This window comes from Microbacterium saccharophilum (genome assembly GCF_007992455.1).
Classification (GTDB): Bacteria; Actinomycetota; Actinomycetes; order Actinomycetales; family Microbacteriaceae; genus Microbacterium; species Microbacterium saccharophilum.
This window is the reverse complement of record NZ_BKAH01000002.1, coordinates 105569-129225: the sequence shown is the minus strand read 5'-3', so window position 1 is coordinate 129225 and position 23657 is coordinate 105569. Positions and strand designations below refer to the sequence as shown.

The following is a 23657-nucleotide window of genomic DNA, read 5'->3' as shown; positions in this document are numbered from 1 at the left end:
ACCCATGGCGGCAGGCGGAGGTTCTCAGCGGGGGCGCGGCCGACCGGCGCGGCCCGGCGCCGTCCGGCGGAAGTCTCCGCAGGGCGCGCCGCGGCCGGTCAAGACCCCGAAGAAGCCCGAGCCGGTCGAGGCGACATCGCTGCCCGCGGGGCCGCTCCGGCTGGGGACGATCCCCGGCGCGACCGTCGGCTCGTGGATCGACCGGTGGCAGGAGCGGATGCCGGGCATCGCGGTCGAACTCGTCCCGCTCTCCGTCGCGACGCAGCTCGACGCGCTGCGCGGCGGCGGGGCCGATGTCGCCCTGGTGCGTCTTCCCGTGGACGGGGCGGCGCTGCACGTCATCCCGCTGTACGACGAGCTGCCCGTCGTCGTCTGCGCCGCCGATTCGCACCTCACCGCCGCCGACGAGCTGACCCTCGCCGATCTCGCGGGTGAGATCCTCATCGTCCCGGAGGACGACGTGCTGGCTGTGCACGTCCCGGATGCCGTCGCTCCCGCCTTCGCGCCGCCGGAGACGACCGCGGACGCGATCGCCACGGTCGCGGCCGGCGTCGGGATCGTGATCGTGCCGATGTCGCTGGCGCGCCTGCACCACCGGAAGGACGCCGACCACCGCGTCCTGACCGACGGGCCGACCTCCACCGTCGCGCTGGCGTGGCCGCGCGATGAGGCCTCCCCGCTCGTGGACGCCTTCATCGGCATCGTGCGCGGGCGCACCGCGAACTCGTCGCGCTCCTGACCCGCCGGGCGTCGCCGGCCGGACCGGGGCGTCGCCGTCCGGCCCCGGCCGGTGGCCGGACCGGGGCCGATGGCATCCCCCAATGCCACCGGCCCCTGGACGGGCGTGAACCCCCGGACGGCCGTCCTCGGAATGACTCACCAGCGCGCCCCCAGCAGGGCGGCGATCCCCCAGAGGTGATCGGGGCGGGATCCAGCCGATCCGCCCGCACTGTCGTTCCATGCATCAAGAGCAGTCCGCACCCACCCTGATACACGCGCCGCGGAATCGGCTGCGGCGGCGAGGAGCGAGGCGATCAGAGGCCGTCGCCGTGCGCCTGGAAGGGCGCGAGGATGCCGGTGCGCGCGGTCGCGTCGGCGAGCGCGTCGGCGGGCCGACGACCCGCCGCGAGGCCTTCGTGCATGGCCGCGAGGAGTTCGCAGGCCTCGTCGTCGGCGACCACGACCGGGGCGGCGACGACGCACCGGGCGCCGGCGTGCAGCCACGACCGCGTCATCCCCACCGCCTCCTCCCCCCAGCGCACCGCCGAGCGGCCGACCTCGCAGGCCGACAGGACGACGGTGGCCGGGACGCGCGGCATCCGGTCGATGTCATAGCCGAACAGCACGCCGTCGGCGAGCTCGAGACCGGAGAAGAGCGGGTTGTCCACGGCGTGCCGGCCGTGCGCGGCGACGTGCAGCAGGTCCACCTCGCCGCCGAGCGCCGAGACCGCATCGACCGTCGCGTCGCCCCCGCGCAGCAGGGGCGGTGAGGGCCACGCGGATGCCGCGCGGGCGACCTCTTCCTCGCCGCGGGCGACGCGCGGGCCGGCGGCGAACCCGGCGCTCGTGATCGGCGCGGCGGCGGAGCGGCCGCGCACCCACCGCGTCACCGAGCCGGCCAGGGTGAACGCGCGGCCCTGCAGCGCGGGCAGCATCCCCCACGGCAGTCCGGCGAGGACGCCCGGCGCGGTCAGCACGAGGCGCCGGGCAGCGGTGCGCCGCAGCGGTCCGTCGAGCAGGGCTGCCGACAGGGCGGCGAGCCGGGCGTCGAGCCCACGTCGGATCACGGCGACCATCGGGCCGGAGCGCACCGACGCCGCGACGTCGAGGTCGGAGCGGAGGCCCGCCAGCGCGGTGCGCGCATCGTCCCATCCCGGCAGGGGGACGACGGCCTCCGCGTCGCGGGTGACGACGAGGCAGTGCATGTCCTTCCCGCTGAAGACGAAGGAGAGGACGGCGGTATCGGCGTCGAGCGTCGCCCGCACCGCCCCGAGGCCGACGCGCTCCTCGACGCCGCGCGCGCCGGTCGTCGTCCACTGGCGCTGCCGGAGCCGCTCGCCGAGCTCGACGGCGCGGGGGTCGGACAGCCAGTCGGCGCCGGCGAGATCCGCGCGCAGGACGCGCAGTTCGGCGAGGTCGCCGGCGAGCTCCGGGTCGGGCGGCGGGCGCAGCGGCAGCACCTGGATGCTGAGGTGCCGGGCGCGCTCGGACCACTCGAAGACGACATCGGGACGGCCGGACTGCACGGCGGCGTCGAGGCCGGCGAGCATGAGCCCGCTGCCGTGCATGACGAGGGAGGTCTGCAGGTCGAGGCTGCCGAAGGAGGCCTGCGATGCGGCGAGCTCATCGAGGCCGCGCGCCGCGTGCCGGCGGGTCTCGGCGACACGGCCGGCGCGGAGGGCGCGTGCCGCGCGGACCTCGTCCGCGAGGAGGCGGACCTCGACCGATGCGGATGCCGGCAGTCGCGGCAGCCGCCCGGCGGGGGCGTCCCGCCGTGCGCGCCACAGCTCCTGCGCGAGCCGCAGGGCGGCGGCGTCGCTGCGCAGCCCGCCGGCATCGAGGACCCGGGCGACGCGGCGGACGTCCTCCGGCGTCGGGCGGCGGCGCATCTCCGGGAAGCGCCGGCCCGCGCGGTCCAGCGCTCCCCCGGCGAATGCGGCGCGCTGGAGGATCGCCTCGGCCCGCGCGGCCCAGAGCCGGTTGCCGAGCCGCTTGAACCGGCGGGCCGCCGCGCGGGCGGTGGCGGCGGCCCGGGCGGTGTCGTGCCGGAGCAGCGAGCGCGCGAGGTGGAACTCGGCCTCGCCGCGGGCCTGCGGCATCCGGTTCTCGCCGAAGACGGATGCGGCGCGTGCCAGCAGCCGCTCCGCCTCGGTCACGAGGCCGGCGTCGCGGAGCACCTCCGCCCGGTCGACGTCGCCGATCGCGGCGTTCGCGGGTGAGGCCGCGGCGATCGCGGGTCGCGCCGCGGCCATCTCCCGCATCGCGCGCACGATGTCGCCGCCGAGGAGGGAGACGTAGCCGAGGTTGTGCTGGGCCTCGGCGACGTCCACCGCGTCGCCGTGCTCCGCGAAGGCCGCGACGGCCTCCTCGAGGTCGGCCGTGCTGGCGACGAGGTCGCCGCGCTGCATGAGCAGCACGCTGCGGTTCATGCGGATGTTGGCCACCGCCACGGGATCGTCCGGGATGGTGGAGATGGCCCGTTCCAGCCACACGAGCGCCTCATCGAGCCGGCCCTGATTGGCCAGGAGACTCCCGAGCTGCCCGGCCAGCACACCCCGCGTGTGGGCGCTCAGCCCGTCCGCGGCGACCGCGTCGCGGCACAGTCGTTCCGCGGCCTGCGGGTCGCCGGTCTGAACGAGGACATAGGAGAGCGTCCCGGCGATGCGCGCAGCCAGATCGGGGTCGACGGCGGCCGCCGCCGCCTGATCGAGCACACGCCGCGCGTCGGCGTAGCGGCGCTCGTTCGTCAGACGGAGGCCCCGTCGGTGGAGCTCGTCCGCGGTGGGGGTCACCCTGACAGCATGCCCTGCCTCGCGCCCCCTGCGCGACGATTCCGGCGCCGGCCTCAGTCCGGGGCGATCACCGCCTCCGCCGCCTTCGCGATGCCCGCCACCGCGTCCTCGGCCTTCTCCGGTTCGGCCGGGAGATCGGTGAGGGCCGCCGCGATCCGGCCCGCCACGAGCGGCGCCGCGAAGGAGGTGCCGCTCCAGACGGCGAACCCGCCGCGGAAGTCCTCGGGGCCGATCGTGAGCCGGCGGCGCCCGTACTGGTCGTCGCGCGCCGTCGCCTGGATGCCGCCGCGGAAGTCGGGGATCGTGCTGACGACGCCGGCGCCCACGGCGTAGGTGCGCACCCACGGGCCGACGTTGGAGAACAGCGCCGTCGTCCAGCCGTTCGGGTTGAGCGCCCCGACGGAGACGTGCGCGGCGCCGCCGTCCGGCAGGATCCCGTTGTCGGACCCGGGCCACGGCCACAGCGACGCCGGGAACGTCGGCCGGTCGATCGCGTCGTTCCCGGCCGAGACGACGACCGCGGTCCCGAGCGCGCGGAGCGCGGCGAGCAGGTCGTACAGGTCGCGGGTGTACAGCCCGTCCTGCGGGGTCTCGTGGTAGTACCCGAGCGACAGGTTCAGCACGTCGACCGGTCGCCCCCCGCCCTGCCCGGTGCGGTACCGGTGCACGAGCACGCCGAGGTCCTCGATCACCCGCAGGAGCGCCGACTCCTCCACGATCCCCAGCGCGTCGGCCACACGGATCGCCAGGATGTCGGCATCCGGTGCCGCCTGCCGCACGATGCCGGCGATGAACGTGCCGTGCCCGGCGACGGGGTCGAGTTCGCCGTCGAGCGGACCGTAGAGGTCGGGGTACACCTCCGGGTCGGCCTCGTCGGTGAGCCCCAGAGGGCGTCCGTCGATCTGCACGTCCCGGTCGACGATGTCGTCGGGCAGCCAGGAGTGGACGCCCGCGCCCGTGTCGAGCACGGCCACCACCGCGCGACGGCGCCCCTTCGCCGGCTCGGTGCGCACGAGCGGCGGGCCCACCCACGCGACGGGCTGCCGCCCGCCGAGGCCGGCTTCGCCGTACTCGCCGACGGGATTGGACTTCGTGTAGGGGTTCGACTTCGTGTACGGGTTCGACTTCGTGTACGGGTTGGACTTCGTGTACGGGTTGGACTTCGTGTACGGGTTCAGCCCGACGGGGTCGACGGTGAGCAGGTGGTCGAGGCCGACGCGGTCGAGGCCCGCGGCCCGCAGCGTCGCGGCGGCGTCCACGCGGCCGTCCCGGGACCGCACCGGATCGCCGCCGAGGGCGTCGCGCCGCACCTGCTGCAGCACGCGCCAGGCGTCCGGCAGCGCGGGTGAGACCCCCCGGTCGCCGTCCGGCGTCGTGAGGCGCACGCGGATGACGACCGGTGCACCGGGAAACCGCGGCTCCGGCGGCGGCGCGTCGTCGTCCGTCTCGCTGCCGTCCAGCGCCTCGCGCTCGACGCCCCAGCCGAACGCACCCGCCGCACGGCGGACCCGCTCGAGGTTGTCGGGCAGCAGCGCACCCTTCTCCCCGCCGGAGAGGAGGAGCCGATCGGGCACGTACGCGGTCTGGAACGCCTCGATCCCGTCCAGCGGCTCGGTGCCGGGGTCGAGGACGGTGCCCTTGACGACCGAGCCGCGGGCCCGGTCACGCCACGACCACCCCTTCGGCTGCGGGCCCGGTTCGGGCGGAGTCTGCTCGTCGGGGATGTCGGCGACCATGGTCGCTCCTCTCCTGGTCGCGTGGACGCGACGTCGTGGTGTGGACTCGGGGGTGGTGCGGCCGTCAGACCTCGAAGCGCGGCGTCACGACGTCCGCGGCGGTGCCCGGCACGGGCGATGCGGCGAGGAGGATGCGCAGCCGCGAGACGCCGGCGGGCACATCGTCGAACGCGAAGCGTCCGCCCTCCGGGACCGTCGGGAAGGTGGCGCGGTCCTGCACGAGCTCGACCCGGAGGGCGTCGCCGTCGACCCAGCCGTCGATGCGGCGGGCTCCGGATTCGGCGGCCGTCACATGGATGAGCACGTTGGTCGTGCCGTCGCTGAACTGCAGGGTCAGCATGTCGGCGTCGCCCCGCACGGCGGCGAGGCGGTCGCTCTCGACGAGGGTGAGCAGGGCGTACTCGCGGGAGAGGTCGGCCGTCGCGACGGCGGCGACCATCCGGTCGACGAGGTCGGCGGGGACCGGATCGACCGCCTCCCACGTGCGCCGGAGGGCGCGGAACAGTGCGGCATCCGCCGCGGGCATCTCAGAGGTCACGAGTATCCCCTCTCCATCCATCCGCCAGCAGGGCGGTGCGCAGCTTGCCGAGGCAGCGCTGCCGGGTCGGGCCGATCGAGCCGATCGGCATGGCCAGGTCCTGGGCGATCCGGGCGTAGTCGGGGCGGTCCTCGAACGCCACGATCCGCAGGAGGCGGCGGCAGCGGTCGTCGAGTCGGCCCACGGCGCCCCAGATCCGGTGGTCGCGGTCGGCGACCTGCGCGAGGTCTTCGGCGGAATCGGCCGGGGGCAGTCTCGGTTCGAGGTCGACGGTGTCGGTCGCGCGGACGCGCTGATGCGCCCGCCCCGCACGCCACGCCTCGCGGCGGGCGCACGTCGTGAGCCACCCGGCGACGGCCCGCTCGTCGGCGATCGTCTCGTGACGCTGCACGAGCGTGATCCACGTCGCCTGCACGACATCCTCGGCCAGCATGTGCTCGAGACCGTACGCGCGCACGACATGCCACAGGACAGGCGTCATGATGCGCACCAGTTCGTCCATGGCGCGGGGGTCCCCCTCCCGCCAGCCGTGGAACGCCGTGGCGGCGCGCTCCCAGATCGTCACGGGTGCGCCGAGGTCCCCGTCGCCCTCCGACGGATCTCGGACGGGCGGCGGGTCGGCATCGGTCATAGCGCCCATTCTTGCCACATGGACAGGAGCCTGGCGAGACCCCTGTGATACATCACGGGCCGACCGGGTCCGGCGTCCCCTCCCCGGTGCACGCCGATCCACCTAGACTCGGCGCATGGCACCGCTCGTATACGTCTGCGTCCGTCCGCAGCTGGGCGCCGCCGCCGCCGAATACGAGTCGTTCCGCTCCGGTGCGCGATTGGGCGACGGCGAGCTGGACCAGCTGGATCTCGTGCGACACGAGCTGCCGGAGGACGCCTTCGAGCGCTGGCGCGGATTCGTCGTGGGGGGCAGCCCGTTCAACGTCACCGACCCCGAATCGACCAAGACCGACGTGCAGCGCCGGCTCGAGGGAGCGCTCGCGCGGATCGCGGAGCGTGCGGCCGACGGACGCACGGCGGCCCTCTTCACCTGCTACGGCATCGGGATCGCGACGCGGACCCTCGGCGGGAGCGTCACGCGGGCGTATCCCGAGGACACCGGCCCGACGACGGTCTCGCTGACCGACGACGGGTCACGGGACGCGCTGTTCGGCGGCCTGGCGAACACGTTCACCGCACTGACGGCGCACAAGGAGGGGGTCGCACAGCCTCCCGCCGGGGCCGTCCTGCTCGCGACGAACGAGGCGTGCCCCGTGCAGGCCTACCGCGTCGGCGACCGGCTGTACGCGACGCAGTTCCATCCGGAGCCGACGGCGCAGGCCTTCACGGAGCGGATGGCGGTGTACCGCGACGACGGGTACTTCGCCGCCGGGGACTACGACGCCATTGCGGCGCGGGTGCTCGCGGCCTCGCTCACCGAGCCCGCCCGGATCCTGCAGCGGTTCGCGCAGACGTTCTGACGCCGTCGCCGTCGGGGCGCCGGTCGAACTCGCCCCGCCCGGGCCGACCCGTGACGATCATGATGATCGGCGCGAGCACGACGACGGCTGCCGCGATCCATGCGGCGACGGCGATCGTCATGGATGCCGGTTCGTCCGTCGCCCGGGCGATGCCGATCCACATGAGCCCCCAGCCGGAGGCGAGGCCCGGGGCCAGGCGGCCGCGGGTGCCGTACGCGAGGGCGACGCCGATGACCGTCACGACGACGAGCACCGCGATCGCCACGGGGACCGCGGCATCGCCCCAGGACGCGGGGGCGACGTCGGCGGTGAGCCACGCCGTCACGTTCGCGACGGTCGCCAGGGTGACCCAGCCGAGGTGGAAGCCGACGGTGAGGTCGGTGAAGACGACATCCGACACCCGCTGCGGAGGGCGCACGACGAGCACCCGGATCGTGGCGGCGAGGGCGATGAGGAGCAGGACGATCGCGATGACCGTCGCCAGGAGGTTCAGATACTGGGCGGCGAGCAGCCAGAAGCCGTTGAGGACCGCGGTCAGCGCGATCCACCAGCCCGCGTAGCGCTGCCGCTCCCGGGCCCGCTGGGACGGCAGCGCCTGCCACACGGCGTACGCGATCATCAGGACGTAGATGAGGCTCCAGATGGAGAACGCGGGACTGCCGGGAGCGAGGTAGGTGGAGTCGGCGGCGAGGTTCCCGTCCTGCAGTTCGCTGACGTCGGTGCCGCCGAAGAAGCCGGAGCCGAACAGGGCGGCGACGAGCATGAAGCTCACGGCGGAGATGACAACGATCTGCCGGACGAGGTCGGCAGGAAGCGGGGGGCGATGGTCGTCGGTCATACCGGCACGCTAACCGCGCGGACCGCGGGGCGGGAGGGGGTTGACAGCTTTGGCGAGCGGGCGCGGGCTGGGCGCGCCTGGGCCGTCAGGCCGGTCCGACGATGACGGCGGAGTCCGGCGCGACCAGGAGCGCCCCGCCGTGTCGCTGCGGGTCCGTCGTCGCGAGCCACACCACGGCGCCGCCCAGTGGCGCCTCCCACGGCACGGCGGAGAGGTTCACGAGCACGCGCGCGGCGCCCCGGTCGAGTTCGTACACGCGTCCGCCGATGGCCTCGGCCGACGCCGCGCCCCCGGAGCCGAACGCCGGATCGGTGAGCTCGGGCCGCTCACGCCGCAGGCGCGCGAGGTCGCGGTACAGGGCGAGAAGGCGCGCATGGTGGCCTTCGGATGCCTCGTCCCAGTCGAGCTTGGACCGCGCGAACGTGGCCGGGTCGTTGGGGTCGGGGACGAGCGACTCGTCCCACCCCATGGCGGCGAACTCCGCCTTGCGGCCGTTCGCCGTGGCCGCGGCGAGTTCGGGTTCGGGATGCGACGTGAAGAACTGCCACGGGGTGGAGGCGCCCCACTCCTCTCCCATGAAGAGCATCGGCGTGCCGGGCGTCGTGAGCGTGAGCACCGCCGCGACGGCGAGCCGGTCGGCGGACAGGGTCGCCGAGAGGCGGTCGCCGGCGGCACGGTTGCCGATCTGGTCGTGATCCTGCGCGAACGTCACGAGACGCGAGGTCGGCACATCCGCGGGGATCGGCGCGCCGTGGTCGCGGCCGCGGAAGGAGGACCACGTCCCGTCGTGGAAGAACCCGCCCGTCCACACCTTCGGCAGGGCCCCGAGGTCGGCGAAGTCGGCGTAGTAGCCGTCGGTCTCCCCGGTCAGGGCGACGTGCACGGCGTGGTGCCAATCGTCCGACCACTGCGCGGCGAGCCCGTGGCCGCCCGCCTCGCGGGGCAGGATCATGACGGGGTCGTTGAGGTCGCTCTCCGCGATGAGCGACAGCGGGCGGCCGAGGTGGGCGCTCAGGGCGTCCACCGCTTGGGCGATCTCGCGGAGGATGTGCACGGGGCTGTCCTGGCTCTCGTGCAGCGCGTGCACGGCATCCAGGCGCAGCCCGTCGACGTGATAGTCACGGAGCCACATGAGGGCGTTGCCGACGATGTGGTCGCGGACGGCGCGCTGGTCGAGGTCGAGGCTCGACCCCCACGTCGTCTCGACGCCGTCGCGGAGGTAGGGGCCGAACCCGGGCAGATAGTTGCCGGAGGGTCCGAGGTGGTTGTAGACGACGTCCTGGATGACGGCGAGACCGGCCGCGTGCGCGGCGTCCACGAAGCGCTGATAGGCGGCGGGGCCGCCGTAGGTCTCCTGCACGGCGTACCAGAGCACCCCGTCGTAGCCCCAGTTGTGCGTGCCGTTGAACGCGTTGACGGGCAACAGCTCGATGTGCGTGACGCCGAGGTCGGCGAGGTGCCCGAGCCTGCCGATCGCGGAATCGAGTGTGCCCTCGGGGGTGAACGTGCCGATGTGCAGCTCGTAGATCAGGCCGCCGGCGAGCTGGCGCCCGGTCCAGTGCCGATCGGTCCAGGCGAACGCGGCGGGGTCGTGATGCGCCGACGCGTCGTGCACGCCGCGCGGCTGCCGCCGCGACCGGGGGTCGGGCCGGAGGTCGTCGCCGTCGCCGAGCACGAAGCCGTACTCGTCGCCGTCCGCCAGCACGGCGTCGCCCTCCCACCAGCCGTCGCCGTCTGCGCGGCGGGCCAGCTCGAGGTCGGCCCGGCCCGGACGTCGCAGCCGCACGCGCTCCGCGCGCGGCGCCCATACCTCGATCATCGTCGTCCTCCCGGGGGGTGCGGCGTGCCGGAGTCCCGGCATCCCGTCGTCATCTCGGACCGGTCGTGCGATCCGGCGCCGGTGTGGTGCCGTGCAAACGGCAGGATCGGCTGTGGCTCCTGTGACTGCCGAGCCTCACCGGCCACACTGGTCACACCTGCTCCTGCGGATTGCTCCCGGCGGCGGCTGATGCCGCGTTGCCGAATGCCGTGTCCGCGGTGCCGGATGCCGCGCGTGCGGCGCCGGATGCCGCCTCGGCGGCGGGGCGCAGGAGGGCCACGGGGTAGGTCGCCAGGACCTCGGACAGCGGCGCCTCGCCGCCGGCGTGCCGGCGTCCGGTCAGCTCGTCCCGCCATTCCCCGGGCGGCAGGAGCAGGACGGTGTCGCCCCAGCCGCCGCGGGCGGCGAGGCCCACCGGAAGCCGGGTCGCGACCGCGATCGCGCCGCCGCGGTCGAACGCCACGGCGTGGCCGGCGGCGGGTCCCGCGGCCGGGAGCGGGGTATAGCGGGTGAACAGGTGGGGCCGGTCGCGGCGGAGCCGCAGCGTGCGGGAGGTCACCAGCAGCTTGGCGGCGCCGGACTCGTCGATCTCCGGCGTCCAGCCGCCGTCGATCCGGGCGAGCAGGTCGCGGCGGACCGTGTAGTCGACGGGGCGGCGGTTGTCGGGGTCGACGAGGGAGAGGTCCCAGAGCTCCGTGCCCTGGTAGACGTCGGGGACGCCGGGTGCCGCGAGCTGCAGGAGCTTCGCGGAGAGCGCGTTCGAGCGCCCGAAGCCGACGATCTCGCCGGCGAAGGACTCCACGAGCTCCCGCGCTGCGCCGAACGCGGCATCCACGACGGCGTGCACGCGCGCCTCGAAGGCGGCGTCCAGGTCCGCCCAGGTCGTGTTCTCCGCGGATTCCCGTGCCGCCTTCTCCGCGTAGGCGTGCAGCCGGCCGGGGGATGCGGGCCACGCCCCGACGATCGCCTGCCACAGCAGGGCATCGAACGGCCCGTTGCCGGTGGAGGCGACCGCGCGCAGCCGATCGAGCGTCTCCGCCCAGCGCTCCGGCAGCTCAGCGAGCACGGACAGCCGCGCACGGACGTCCTCGCTGCGCTTGGTGTCGTGGGTGGACAGCGCCGTCGAGGCGTGCGGCCAGCCGGACTGCCGCATCCCTGCTGCGGCATGGAACCCGTCGACGTCGAGGGCGAAGACCGACGGGTCGCCGCCGACCTCGGTGAGCGTCCCGAGTCGCGTGTACCGGTAGAAGGCGGTGTCCTCGACGCCCTTGGCCATGACCGGGCCCGTGGTCTGCATGAACCGGGTCGCGAGCTCGCCGTGCGGGTCGGCGACGATCAGGTCCGCCACGGCGGCGGCGCGTGCGGCCAGGTCGGGGCGGCGCCGCGCGGTCTCCGCGACGGCGTGCTCGAGGTGGCCGGCACCGGCGGGGAGGTAGGCGCGGTAGACCGGGAAGTTCGCCAGCAGCTCGGCCAGCGCGTCGACGGCGTCGGCGTCGCCCGCACCTGCGAGCTCGGCGGGCAGCAGCCGGACGAGGCGCCGCACCTCGGCGTGCTGCGCGGTGTCGGCGATCGCGCGCTTCGTGTCGTGGATGAGGTCGGCGTACGAGGTCACCGGCGCCATCCCGCTCTCCGCGCGCAGTCGCGCATCGAGGGCGTCGAGGACCGGGGCGCCGGCGGGGTCGACGAGCACGCGGTCGATCTCGGCCATGGCGTCGTAGCCCGTCGTCCCGGCGGTCGCCCACCAGCCGGGCAGCTGTTCGCCGTGCTCGAGGATCTTCTCCACGACGACGTGGGCGTCGCCGGTCAGCTCGGCGAGGCGGGTGAGGTACCCGCCCGGGTCGGCGAGACCGTCGGGGTGGTCGATGCGGAGGCCGTCGACGAGGCCGTCCCGGAACCAGCGCCCCACCTCGGCGTGCGTAGCCGCGAAGACGGGCTCCCGCTCGACGCGGACGCCGGCCAGGCTCGTCACCGTGAAGAACCGGCGGTAGTTCAGGTCGGCGTCGCGGCGCCAGTGGACGAGCTCCCAGTGCTGGCGCTGCAGCACGCCCCGGATGTCGTCCGCGTCCGCGTCGAGCGAACCCGGGGCCAGGGGCAGGGCGGTGTCGAAGTAGCGCACGACGCCCGCCTCGGCGTCGACCGTCAGCTCCCCCGCCGCGAGGACGTCCTCGATCTCCGCGCCGAGGATCGGCAGCCGCAGCCGCCCGGAACCGTGCGCCCAGTCGACGTCGAACGCGTCCGCGTGCCGGGAGGACCGCCCGTGCGTCAGCACGTCCCACCACCAGGCGTTGCGGGAGGGGTCGGCGACGCCCATGTGGTTGGGCACGATGTCGACGAGGATGCCGAGACCCGCGGCGCGGGCCGCACCGTGGAAGCGGACGAGTCCCTCCGCCCCGCCCCGGGCCGGGTCGACCCGTGACGTGTCGACGACGTCGTAGCCGTGGTCGGAGCCGGCCGCCGCCTCGAGGATCGGCGACAGGTACGCCCAATCGACCCCCAGCGCCCGGAGGTAGGCGGTCACGTCGGCCGCGGCATCCAGGTCGAAGTCGGCGCGGATCTGGAGACGATAGGTCGAGACCGGATGCGTCATGGCGTCAGTGGGGCAGCTCGATCTGGGGCGCGTGGGCGGGGATCGTGTCGATGGGGGTGGTCCGCGCGGCGAGCGAGGCGGCCACGGAGTGATCGACGTCGGGCTCGACGGCCTCGTAGTCGCGCAGCACGACGAGCGACTTCGACGCCAGGCTCAGCACGTGGCCGCCGTCGCGCGGTTCCCCGTCGATGAGGTCGCCGGACGTGTCGATGACGACCTCCCAGCGGGGTCCGAGGTCCACCGTCGGGATCGTGAAGTCCACGCCCTCGTCGCCGGCGTTGAAGAAGATCAGGAAGTGCCGGTCGCTGATCTCCTCACCGCGGCGGTCGCGCTCGCGGATGCCCTCGCCGTTGAGGAAGACCCCGACGGCGCGGCCGAAGCCGCTGTCCCAGTCCTCCGGCTGCATCTCGGTGCCGTCCGGGCGCACCCACGCGATGTCGGGGACGGGCGAGCCCTCCTCGCGCCGGATCGGCCGGCCGTTGAAGAACCGGCTGCGCCGGAACGTCGGGTGGTCCCGGCGCAGCCGCGCGAGCGCGGCCGTGAACTCGACGAGCGGCTGGTCGACGCTGTCCCAGTGCACCCAGGTCAGCTCGTTGTCCTGCGCGTAGCCGTTGTTGTTGCCCTTCTGGGTGCGGCCCAGCTCGTCGCCGTGCGCGATCATCGGCACCCCCTGGCTGAGCAGGAGCGTCGCGAGGAAGTTGCGCTGCTGCCGCGCCCGGAGCGTGAGGATCTCGGGGTCGGTGGTGTCGCCTTCCACGCCGTGGTTGTACGAGCGGTTGTGCGATTCGCCGTCGTTGCCGTTCTCGCCGTTGGCGTCGTTGTGCTTCTCGTTGTACGACACGAGGTCGCGGAGGGTGAACCCGTCGTGCGCGGTGACGAAGTTGATGGATGCCACCGGACGGCGCCCCGAGTGCTCGTACAGGTCGGCCGATCCGGTGAGCCGGGAGGCGAACTCGCCGAGCGTGGAGGGCTCACCCCGCCAGAAGTCGCGGACGGTGTCGCGGTACTTGCCGTTCCACTCGGTCCACTGCGGAGGGAAGTTGCCGACCTGGTAGCCCCCGGGCCCGATGTCCCACGGCTCGGCGATGAGCTTGACCTGCGAGACCACCGGATCCTGCTGCACGAGCTCGAAGAAGGCGGCGAGGCGATCGACCTCGTAGAACTCCCGCGCCAGGGTCGCGGCGAGGTCGAAGCGGAAGCCGTCGACGTGCATCTCGAGCACCCAGTAGCGCAGCGAGTCCATGATGAGCTGCAGCGTGTGCGGGTTGCCGACGTTGAGGCTGTTGCCGGTGCCGGTGTAGTCGGTGTAGTACCGCTTGTCGTCGTCTTCGAGGCGGTAGTACGCGATGTTGTCGATGCCCTTCATCGACAGCGTGGGGCCCATGTGGTTGCCCTCGGCGGTGTGGTTGTAGACCACGTCGAGGATGACCTCGATGCCGGCCGCGTGCAGCGCCCGGACCATGCCCTTGAACTCCTGCACCTGCTGCCCGCGGTCGCCCGCCGATGCGTAGGTGTTCTGCGGGGCGAAGAAGGCAATCGTGTTGTAGCCCCAGTAGTTCGACAGGCCCTTGTCCTGCAGCGTGGAGTCGTTGACGAACTGGTGCACCGGCATGAGCTCGATGGCGGTCACGCCGAGCTTCTTCAGGTGGTCGATGATGGCGGGGTGGCCGATGGCGCTGTAGGTGCCGCGGATCTCATCGGGGATGTCGGGGTGCAGCTCGGTGAGCCCCTTGACGTGGGCCTCGTAGATGAGCGACTCGGCGTAGGGCGTCTTGGGGAGGCGGTCGCCGGCCCAGTCGAAGAACGGGTTGACGACGACGCCCTTCATCATGTGGGGCGCGGAGTCGTCCTCGTTGCGGGAGTCCGGGTCGCCGAACGTGTAGCCGAAGACCGACTGCCCCCACTCGACTTCGCCCTCGACCGCCTTGGCGTACGGGTCGAGGAGGAGCTTGCTCGGGTTGAACCGCTGCCCCTGCGTCGGGTCTTCGGGCCCGTGCACGCGGTAGCCGTAGCGCTGGCCCGGCTGCACCGTCGGCAGGTACGCGTGCCAGACGTACGCGTCGACGTCGCGCAGTTCGACGCGCGTCTCCGCGCCATCCTCGTCGAAGAGACAGAGCTCGACGCGCTCGGCGCACTCGCTGAACAGCGCGAAGTTGGTGCCGTTCCCGTCGAAGGTCGCCCCCAGCGGATAGGCGGAACCGGGCCAAACCTGCATGCAGACCTCCTGAGTCGTGACGACAACCCTACTTCGGCCGGGAAGCCGGAAAGGTCACCGCAGGGAGAGCTGTTCGGCCAGATAGTCCGCCAGTGGACGCGTGGCGCCCGCCGCGCTCCAGCGGACGTGCACGACGCCGCCGGCCACGGAGAGCGGACCGGACGTGCCGCCCCGGTCCACGAGGGGGATGTCGAGGGGCTGCCAGGCCAGATGGACGACCTCGCCCTCGCCGAATCCGCCGCGCCGCGCGGCGGCGGCGAGCTCGGCCCGGGCGCGCTGGGACTCCGCCGTGAATCCGCGGATCGCCTCCGACCGCGCCCGGAGGATCTCGCCCGTCGCGAAGGCGGCGTCGTCGGAGAGCAGCAGCACCCCCACATGCCAGGCCTCGTGCACCGGCACGACGCGCGCCGCGCGGCCGAGTCCGAAGACGCGGCGGGGCGCGACGGCTTCGCCGAGGCGCTCCTGCGGCGAGCCGCGCAGACGCTCGCGGGCGGCGGCGAGCAGGGTCGAAGCCGTGGCATCCGTCACCGTCTCATCCTCGCACCGGGTCGCGCCGACGTGCGGGCCGCATCACGCCCCGCGCCCGCGTCCGCGTCAGCGTCAGCGTCAGCGTCAGCGTCCGCGCCCGCGTCAGCGTCCGAGGATCGCCGCCGCCTGCCGGGCGGCGCCCAGCGCGACGTACTCCGCCGGCTCGGGGACCTCGACGGGGACGCCCAGGACGAGCGGCGCGATGCGGCGCACCGCCTCGGACTGCGCGCCGCCGCCGATGAGCAGAGCGCGCCGGATCGGCACGCCGAGCCCGCGGACCGCGTCGAGGCCGGCGGCGAGGCCGGACAGCATCCCCTCCACGGCGGCGCGGGCGAGATTCTCCCGCGTCGTGGCGGCGAGGGTCATGCCCTCGAGCGATGCGGTCGCGTCGGGCAGATTCGGGGTGCGCTCCCCCTCGAAGTACGGCACGAGCCGGAGACCGCCCGCGCCGGGTTCGGCCTGCAGGGCGAGGCGGGAGAGCTCGGCGTGGTCGACGCCGAGGAGCCGCCCGATGACGTCCAGGACGCGCGCCGCATTGAGCGTCGCGACGAGGGGCAGGAAGTGCCCGTCGGCCGAGGCGAACCCCGCGACCGTGCCGGACGGGTCGACGGTCGGCTCGGCGGAGACGGCGAAGACCGTGCCGCTCGTGCCGATCGAGACGACGACGTCGCCGACGCCCGCGCCGACCCCGAGGGCAGCGGCCGCGTTGTCGCCGGCACCGGGCGCGACCACGCGGCCCGCATCGTCGGTGACACTCTCGTCGGCGCCCAGGACGCGCGGGAGGGTCGCGCCGTGGCCGAGGGCGGCGACGAGGAGGTCGCGATCGTATCCATCGGGACCCCAGTAGGCGGTGCCGGAGGCGTCGGAGCGGTCGGTGACGAGCTCGTCGAGGCGCGGGTTCTCCGGGCCGTAGCCGCGGAGCCGCCAGGTGAGCCAGTCGTGCGGCAGCGCGACGGCTGCCACGCGCGCGGCGGCGTCCGGCTCGTGGTCGCGCAGCCAGCGGAGCTTCGTCGCCGTGAAGGAGGCGACCGGCACGACGCCGGTGCGACGCGCGTACTCCTCGGCCCCGATCTCGGCGATGAGGTCCCGCGCGGCGCCGGCCGAACGGGTGTCGTTCCACAGCAGGGCGGGTCGGATGACGTCGCCGTCCGCGCCCAGCACGACCATGCCGTGCTGCTGCCCGGCGACCGCCCATGCGGCGACGTCGTCCATGCCGCCGGCCTCCGCGATCGCGGCCTGCAGCGCCGTCCACCACGCGGCCGGGTCGACCTCGGTGCCGTCCGGGTGCGCCGCGCGACCGGAGCGGACCACGGCGCCGGTGCCGGCATCCACGATGACGACCTTGCACGACTGCGTCGACGAGTCGACGCCCATCACGAGTGCCATGCGGCATCCTCTCTGTCCCGCTCCCTCTGCCGAGCGTCCGGGACGCACGCGACGCTCGGGTGCGTGATCCGCGTGCTGCGGACGCTCGGCAGAGGTGTGCCGGGGGTGTGGCCGGGGTTGGGGCCGGGGTGGAGGTCAGCGAGCGCCGAGGAGGTGCTCGGTCGCGAGCTGCTGCAGCCGCACGAACCCGAAGCCCTTCGCGCCGAAGTACGCGTCGGCGTCGAAGTCCTCGTAGGCCGAGCGGTCGGCGAGGAGGTCGTCGTAGGACTCCCCCTCGCCCAGGGTCGGCTGCGCGAGCTCGAAGACACGGGCGGCCTCGAGGGCCTCCTGCACCTCGGGGTCGGCGCGGAACGCCGCGGCCCGCTCCTTGAGGAGGAGGTAGGTGCGCATGTTCGCGGCGGCGGAGTCCCACACGCCGGTCTCGTCCTCGGTGCGCGACGGCTTGTAGTCGAAGTGACGGGGGCCCTCGTAGGACGGGCCGCCGTTCGGGCCGCCGTTCTCCAGCAGGTCGACGAGGGCGAACGCGTTGTGGAGGTCGCCGTGGCCGAACACGAGGTCCTGGTCGTACTTGATGCCGCGCTGGCCGTTCAGGTCGATGTGGAAGAGCTTGCCGTGGTACAGCGCCTGCGCGATGCCGGCGGCGAAGTTCAGGCCCGCCATCTGCTCGTGCCCCACCTCGGGGTTCAGACCCACGAGCTCGGGGTGCTCGAGCGTCTCGATGAAGGCGAGGGCGTGACCGACCGTGGGCAGCAGGATGTCGCCGCGCGGCTCGTTGGGCTTCGGCTCGATCGCGAAGCGGATGTCGTAGCCCTTGTCGATGACGTACTGGCCGAGGAGGTTGACCGCTTCGCGGTAGCGCTCCAGGGCCGTGCGGACGTCCTTGGCGGCGTCGTACTCGGCGCCCTCGCGGCCGCCCCACATGACGAAGGTCTTGGCGCCGAGCTCGACGCCGAGCTCGAGCTGACGCAGCACCTTGCGCAGCGCGAAGCGGCGCACGGCGCGGTCGTTGGAGGTGAACCCGCCGTCCTTGAAGACGGGGGGCGAGAAGAGGTTCGTCGTGACCATCGGGACGGTGAGCCCGGTGGAATCGAGCACGGCCTTGAGCCGGTCGATCTGCTTCTGCCGCTCGGCATCCGTCGAGCCGAAGGCAAACAGGTCGTCGTCGTGGAAGGTGAGGCCGTAGGCGCCGATCTCGGCGAGCTTCTCGACGGCGTGCACGACGTCGAGCGGGGGCCGGGTGGGGCCGCCGAACGGGTCGGTGCCGTTGTAGCCGATGGTCCACAGACCGAAGGTGAACTTGTCCGCGGGGGTGGGGGTGACCATGATGCTCCTGCTCGACGTCGAGGAATTGTTGCGATACACAACCTATACCATGGGTGGGCCGGACGCCACCCCTTCGCGCGGGAGATCCGGCATCCGAAACTATCGCTACGACGAACGAAACGTGCAAGAATCGCCTCGCCCGTACGGCGCAGCCCGCGCCCGGCACCGAGGACCCTCCATGACCACCGCTCCACGCGTGACCCTGGCCGACATCGCCGCCGAGGCGGGGGTCTCGGTCGCCACGATGTCGAAGGTGCTCAACGGCCGCACGGACGTCGCCCCGGCCACCCGCGCCCGCCTCGAAGAGCATCTGAAGCGGCACGGCTACCACCGCCGCACGCCGGCACAGCGCACCGAGACGCTGGAACTCGTCTTCCACGAGCTCGAGGCCAGCTGGTCGATGGAGGTCATCGAGGGGGTCGAGGAGGTCGCCCACGCGGCTGGCCTCTCCGTCGTCCTGACGGTGAGCGGCGACCGGCACGCACCCTCCTCCGACTGGATCGACGGCGTGCTGCGGCGCCGGCCCGTCGGCGTCGTGCTGGTGTTCTCCGACCTGCCTCGCGCGCACCGGGAGAAGCTGCGCTCGCGGGGCGTGCCCTTCGCGATCGTCGACCCGGCCGGTGACCCCGCACCCGACGTGCCGTCGGTGGGATCGGCCAACTGGTCGGGCGGCCTCATGGCGACCCGGCATCTGATCGACCTCGGCCACAGGCGCATCGCGGCCATCACCGGCCCCGAGGACATGATGTGCTCCCTCGCGCGCGTCGACGGCTACCGCTCGGCGATGAGCGCCGCGAACCTGCCCATCGATCCGGCCTGGATCCGCTTCGGGGACTTCCACCCCGGAGGCGGCGAGCGCCACGCCCGCGACCTGCTGGCCGGGCCCGACCGGCCCACGGCCGTCTTCGCCGGCAGCGACCTGCAGGCCCTCGGCGTCATCGCCGCGGCGACGGCGGCGGGACTGAGCGTCCCACACGACCTCTCCGTCGTCGGCTACGACGACATCGCGCTCGCGCGGTGGCTGAGTCCGCAGCTGACCACGGTGCACCAGCCGCTCCGCCGGATGGGCGAGGAGGCGGCGCGCATCGTCCTGCGCCTCGCCGAGGGCGAGACGGTGGACACCCTGCGCATGGACCTCGCGACGCACCTTGTGGTGCGCGGCAGCACCGCCCCGCCCGCCTGAGTCGCGGGGTGGGTCGGTCCGGCGGGTCCGGCTCGCCATGCGCGGGTGACGCGGCGGGGACGACGCGACCCAACGGCGGAGATCGGCCCCGATCCCCGCCCAGGATGCCGATCGGCCCGGGCCGCACGCACGATCTCCGCCGTTACGCCGTGCTGCCGTGCACGATCTCCGCCGTTACGCCGTGCCCCGGGGCCGCCCGCCCCGGCCCGGCTCAGGCGATCTGCCCGGCTCAGGCGGATGCGCGCCGAATCCGCCTGACCTCGACTGATCGCCTGACCTCGGCCTGCACCCGGGCCGCCCGGCCTGCACCCGGCGGCGCCACCCGCGCCGCCCGCCCCGGCCTCCTCAGACGACCGACGCCGCGGCCGCCCGCACCTCGACGCCCGGCACGAGGGCCCGGGTGTGGTCGACGACGCGCGTCGGCCCGACGAGACGCACCGCCTGGGACGATGCGATGTCGCCGCTGGAGCGCGCCGCACCGAGGACGAGCTCGCCGGCATCCACGATGCGGGCCATCGCCCGGCCCGTGTACGCCGCGAGGTCCGCGGGCACCGTGAAGCGCACCTCGACGGCAGCGCCCGCGGGCACCTCGACCCGGGCGTAGCCGATCAGCCGCTGCACGGGGCGGGGCACCTCGGCGACGGGGTCGTGCAGGTACAGCTGCACGACGTCGACGCCGTCCCGGTCGCCCGTGTTCGCGACGCGCAGCGTCAGCCCGACGGCGCCGTCGGTCGCGATCTCGGCGGCATCGGCCGCCAGCTCGCCCCACTCGAAGGTCGTGTACGACAGGCCGTGCCCGAACGGGAACGCCGCCGAGGGGTCGATGTTCGACACCCCGGTCCTCCGCGCGAGCGGGGTCGCGAGGTAGGTCGACGGCTGCGATCCGCGGGCCTTCGGGATGCTGACGGGCAGGCGTCCGCTCGGATTCACGCGGCCGCTCAGCACACCGGCGACGGCGGGCGCGCCCTCCTCGCCGGCGAAGAACGCCTCGACGATGCCCGCGGCCTCGTCCGCGGCGCGGCCGAGGGCGTAGGGTCGCCCGGCCAGCAGCACGAGGACAGCCGGCGTGCCGGCATCCAGCACGGCGTCGACGAGGTCCTGCTGGGCGCCGGGCAGCGCGAGCGACTCGGCGTCGCATCCCTCCCCGCTCGTCCCGCGGCCGAACAGCCCCGCCCGGTCGCCGAGCGCCAGGATGACGACGTCCGCGGCCTGGGCGAGCGCGACGGCCTCGGGTATGCCGTCGCGCTCGCCGCCGTCGACGCTCGTGCCCTGCACGTGCGTGACCTCGGCCTCGGGGAACTCCGCACGGAGCGCCTCGAGCAGGGTCGGGATGCGGATGCCGAGCGGGACACCGGGATGCTGCGAGACGACGTGCGTCGGGAACGAGTAGCAGCCGAGCATGGCGTACGGGTCGTCGGCGTTCGGGCCGACGACGGCGATCCTCGCCGGCGCATCGAGGGGCAGCGTGCCGTCGTTGCGGACGAGCACGATCGCCTCCTCGGCGAGTCGAGCGGCGAGCGCGCGGTTCTCCGCCGGGTCGAGGTCGATGACCCCGCGCAGCGCCTCCGGGTCGGACAGGTCGCGGCCGGCGAGAGCCTCCGGCACCGGGGACCAGTCCGGGGACAGCAGCCCGAGCTCATCCTTCTGCGCCAGCACGCGGCGGAGCGCCGTGTCGATGAGCCCGGCGTCGAGGACGCCCTCCTCGACGGCGCGGCGCAGCGGCTCCCCGAAGGTCTTGACGGTGGGCAGCTCGACGTCGATGCCGGCCGCGAGGGCCTGGCCGGCGGCATCCGCCCACGAGTCGGCGACGCCGTGCAGCAGCTTCAGGAACGCGACCGAGAAGTAGTCGGCGACGACCGTGCCGGTGAAGCCCCACGTGTCGCGCAGCAGCTCGGTGAGCAGCGACCGGTCGGCGGCCGTCGGGACGCCGTCGATGTCGGAGTACGAGTTCATGACGCTGCGCACGCCGCTGTCCCGCACCGCCATCTCGAAGGGCGGCAGGATGACGTCCTGCAGCTCGCGGGGTCCGATCGACACCGGCGCGAGGTTCCGCCCCGCCTTGGAGGCGGAGTACCCCGCGAAATGCTTGAGCGTCGCGACGACGCCCGCCGACTCGATGCCCTGCACGTACGCGGTCGCGACGGTGCCGACGAGGAGCGGGTCCTCGCCGATCGTCTCCTCGACGCGGCCCCAGCGGGCATCGCGCACGACGTCGAGGACGGGCGCGAGGCCCTGGTGCACGCCGACGCGGCGCATGTCCGCGCCGATGCGGCGGCCCATCTCCCGCACGAGGTCGGGGTGGAAGGTCGCACCCCACGACAGCGGCACGGGGTAGGCGGTCGCGCCGCAGGCGGCGAAGCCCGCGAGGCACTCCTCGTGCGCGAGGGCGGGGATGCCGTGCCGTGAGGCCGTGCGGATCCGCTCCTGCGTGCGGGCCAGCGACAGAGCTCCGACGGCGGCGTCCACGGGTCGCGTGCCGAAGGGCCGCGTGAGCTGGCCGAGGCCGTGCGGCAGCAGCGCGTCGAGGTCGACCACGTCGTCCATGTCGTGCTGGTGCGGGGCGACGTCGCCGCCGGAGTCGGACGCGCCGACCCACACGCCGTACAGCTGGGCGATCTTCTCGTCGAGGGTCATCGCCGCGACGAGCTCGTCCACGCGCGTCATCCCTTCACCGCCCCGGTGAGACCGCCGACGATCCGCTTCTCGGCGAACAGGAAGAACGCCAGGGCGGGCAGCATGGCGAGCGACGTGTACGCGAGCACGGCGCCGGTGTCGGCGGAGTACTGCGTGGAGAACTGCTGGACGCCCAGCGGCAGGGTCCACAGGTCCTGCGGCATGCCGCCCGCCGCCATCACGAGGAGGGGCAGGAGGTACGCGTTCCAGCTGCCGACGAACGCGAGCACGCCGACGGTGACGAGGCCGGGAACGGACAGCGGCAGCATGATCCGCCAGAAGAAGCCGATGCGGCTGGTCCCGTCGATCGCCGCGGCCTCCTCGAGCTCCGCCGGGATGGCCCGCAGGAACGGCACGAGGATGATGACGGTCGTCGGCAGTGCGAACGCGACCTGCGGGATGATGACCCCGAGGAAGCTGCCCTGCAGCCCGATGTCGCGCAGCAGGATCGTGAGCGGCAGCGCGGCGACGGTCAGCGGGAACATGAGTCCCGCCGCGAAGAGCGAGTACAGGGCGCCGCGGCCGCGGAAGTCGTACCGCGCGATCACGAACGCCGCCATGACGCCGAGCAGCACGACCCCGGCGGTCGTGCCGATGCCGACGACGGACGAGGAGAACACCGACCCCCAGAAGCGGCTCGAGCCGAGCACCCGGAGGTAGCTGTCGAGCGTCCACGGGTCGGGCCAGCCCGCCGGGTTCGCGTTGATGTCGGCGGTCCTGCGGAATCCCCCGATCCAGACGTACGCGACGGGCACGACCGAGATGAGGACGGCGATCAGCGCGACGAGGTAGACGAAGGGCTGGCCCCAGTCGAAACCGGAGCCGGCGGGGCGGTCCCGGCGACGCGGCTCGGTCGGGGCGGTCACGGCGACGGCGGCCATCAGCGGACTCCTGTCGTGGTGGCGCCGGCGAGATCGCGGCGGAGGGCGAAGCGCTGGTACACGAGCGCGACGGCCAGCGAGATGATGAAGAGGATGACGGCGACGGCGCTGCCGAAGCCGGGCTGGGTCTGCCCGTACTGGATCATGTACACGGCCATCGTGTTCGTCGCGCCGACGGGGCCGCCACGGGTCGTGACCCACACCATGTCGAACAGCTGCAGTGAGCCGATCATCGACAGGAAGATCCAGATGCGGATGGTGGGCGCGATGAGCGGCAGCGTGATGTGCCACTGGATGCGCCACCAGTTGGCGCCGTCGAGCTGGGCCGCCTCGGTGAGCTCCTCCGGCACTCCCTGCAGTCCCGCGAGCATGAGGAGGATCGCGAAGCCGAGGTACTTCCAGGTGAGGATGCCGAACATGACCCACAGGGCGATGGCCGGCTCGGCGAGCCACGGCCGGGCGAGGTCGCCCAGGCCGATCGACTCGAGCACCGCGTTCACGCCGCCGCGCGGGGAGAGCAGAAGCTTCCAGGACAGACCCGCGACGACCTCGGCGAGGACGTACGGGATGAAGATGAGGGCGCGGATGAGAGTGCGCCCGCGCAGGCGCCGGTTCAGCAGGAGGGCGATCGCGATCGCGAGGGGGCCCTGGATGAGGACCGAGGCGACGAGGATGACGGCGTTGTTGCCGATGCCCTTGAGGAAGAGCGGATCCGTGAGCGCTCGGATGTAGTTGTCGAAGCCGACGAACCGCTCGAGCGGGGTCAGGCCGTTCCAGTTGAAGAAGCTGTACACCGCCGCGAGGACGACGGGCAGGATCACGAAGGTCAGGAAGACGATCAGCGCGGGGCCGGCGAACAGGCCGATCTCGAGCCACTTCCGGCCGTCGGTGCCTCGGCGGGGACGGGGGGTGGGGACGGGGCCCGCGGCGAGCGCGGGCCCCGTCTCGATCATGCTGGTGGTCATG

At 73.5% G+C, this 23657-nt stretch carries 17 protein-coding genes; 3 read left to right on the top strand and 14 right to left on the bottom strand.

Translation table 11 applies throughout. From position 1 onward, the window contains the following. The first annotated feature begins 4 nt into the window (after positions 1-4). A complete protein-coding gene (locus tag MSA03_RS02655; protein WP_036272822.1) occupies positions 5-739 on the top strand; it encodes a LysR family substrate-binding domain-containing protein in 735 nt (244 codons plus the stop codon). Positions 740-1034: 295 nt separating this feature from the next. On the opposite strand, the gene MSA03_RS02650 is transcribed toward MSA03_RS02655, so the two are convergent. From MSA03_RS02650 to MSA03_RS02635, 4 genes are all read right to left on the bottom strand, one after another. Next, positions 1035-3512: a CHAT domain-containing protein gene (locus MSA03_RS02650; RefSeq protein WP_244946296.1), complete on the bottom strand. Its 2478-nt coding sequence runs from the start codon at positions 3510-3512 to the stop codon at positions 1035-1037. A gap of 53 nt (positions 3513-3565) precedes the next feature. Then, complete coding sequence (locus tag MSA03_RS02645; RefSeq protein ID WP_051526303.1) at positions 3566-5248, bottom strand: S8/S53 family peptidase; 1683 nt, start codon at positions 5246-5248, stop codon at positions 3566-3568. A gap of 64 nt (positions 5249-5312) precedes the next feature. Continuing rightward, positions 5313-5786: a hypothetical protein gene (locus tag MSA03_RS02640; RefSeq protein WP_231478675.1), complete on the bottom strand. Its 474-nt coding sequence runs from the start codon at positions 5784-5786 to the stop codon at positions 5313-5315. After that, positions 5776-6417: an RNA polymerase sigma factor gene (locus MSA03_RS02635; protein ID WP_092896993.1), complete on the bottom strand. Its 642-nt coding sequence runs from the start codon at positions 6415-6417 to the stop codon at positions 5776-5778. The genes MSA03_RS02640 and MSA03_RS02635 overlap by 11 nt, the downstream gene beginning before the upstream one ends. Before the next feature lie 115 nt (positions 6418-6532). On the opposite strand from MSA03_RS02635, the gene MSA03_RS02630 reads away from it, so the two are divergent. Then, entirely contained in the window at positions 6533-7258 is a 726-nt protein-coding gene (locus tag MSA03_RS02630) for a glutamine amidotransferase-related protein (RefSeq protein ID WP_028496580.1), read from the top strand. Here the strand turns inward: MSA03_RS02630 and MSA03_RS02625 are convergent. From MSA03_RS02625 to xylA, 7 genes are all read right to left on the bottom strand, one after another. Continuing rightward, complete coding sequence (locus MSA03_RS02625; RefSeq protein ID WP_222706562.1) at positions 7212-8096, bottom strand: TspO/MBR family protein; 885 nt, start codon at positions 8094-8096, stop codon at positions 7212-7214. The two genes, MSA03_RS02630 and MSA03_RS02625, sit on opposite strands and share 47 nt — an antisense overlap. 85 nt (positions 8097-8181) lie before the next feature. Then, entirely contained in the window at positions 8182-9915 is a 1734-nt protein-coding gene (gene treZ / locus MSA03_RS02620; RefSeq protein ID WP_147049546.1) for a malto-oligosyltrehalose trehalohydrolase, read from the bottom strand. A gap of 151 nt (positions 9916-10066) precedes the next feature. Beyond that, a complete protein-coding gene (treY, locus tag MSA03_RS02615; RefSeq protein ID WP_081782760.1) occupies positions 10067-12502 on the bottom strand; it encodes a malto-oligosyltrehalose synthase in 2436 nt (811 codons plus the stop codon). A gap of 4 nt (positions 12503-12506) precedes the next feature. Continuing rightward, the gene (glgX, locus tag MSA03_RS02610) at positions 12507-14717 is read right to left on the bottom strand and encodes a glycogen debranching protein GlgX (protein WP_028496582.1); all 2211 of its coding nucleotides are present in this window, start codon (positions 14715-14717) and stop codon (positions 12507-12509) included. Between the two features lie 54 nt (positions 14718-14771). Then, positions 14772-15245, bottom strand: coding sequence for a glutaminase (locus MSA03_RS02605; RefSeq protein WP_147049545.1), 474 nt, complete (start codon positions 15243-15245; stop codon positions 14772-14774). Positions 15246-15347: 102 nt separating this feature from the next. Further along, the gene (gene xylB / locus MSA03_RS02600; RefSeq protein ID WP_174799838.1) at positions 15348-16631 is read right to left on the bottom strand and encodes a xylulokinase; all 1284 of its coding nucleotides are present in this window, start codon (positions 16629-16631) and stop codon (positions 15348-15350) included. 135 nt (positions 16632-16766) lie between these two features. Beyond that, entirely contained in the window at positions 16767-17954 is a 1188-nt protein-coding gene (xylA, locus tag MSA03_RS02595; protein ID WP_147049544.1) for a xylose isomerase, read from the bottom strand. A gap of 178 nt (positions 17955-18132) precedes the next feature. Here xylA and MSA03_RS02590 point away from each other — a divergent pair, with 178 nt between their 5' ends. Next, positions 18133-19137 (top strand): LacI family DNA-binding transcriptional regulator, encoded by a 1005-nt coding sequence (locus MSA03_RS02590; RefSeq protein ID WP_092896996.1) that lies wholly within the window; start codon positions 18133-18135, stop codon positions 19135-19137. Between the two features lie 345 nt (positions 19138-19482). Here MSA03_RS02590 and MSA03_RS02585 read toward each other — a convergent pair whose 3' ends face one another. Genes MSA03_RS02585 through MSA03_RS02575 form a run of 3 tightly spaced genes read right to left on the bottom strand, consistent with a single transcriptional unit; the run spans position 19483 to position 23656 of the window. After that, positions 19483-21801 (bottom strand): beta-xylosidase/alpha-l-arabinosidase, encoded by a 2319-nt coding sequence (locus MSA03_RS02585; protein ID WP_147049543.1) that lies wholly within the window; start codon positions 21799-21801, stop codon positions 19483-19485. Then, positions 21798-22691 carry a carbohydrate ABC transporter permease gene (locus MSA03_RS02580; RefSeq protein ID WP_028496587.1) on the bottom strand — a complete coding sequence of 298 codons (894 nt, stop codon included), beginning with the start codon at positions 22689-22691 and terminating at the stop codon, positions 21798-21800. The genes MSA03_RS02585 and MSA03_RS02580 overlap by 4 nt, the downstream gene beginning before the upstream one ends. After that, the gene (locus MSA03_RS02575) at positions 22691-23656 is read right to left on the bottom strand and encodes a carbohydrate ABC transporter permease (RefSeq protein WP_244946295.1); all 966 of its coding nucleotides are present in this window, start codon (positions 23654-23656) and stop codon (positions 22691-22693) included. The genes MSA03_RS02580 and MSA03_RS02575 overlap by 1 nt, the downstream gene beginning before the upstream one ends. Position 23657 lies beyond the last annotated feature (1 nt).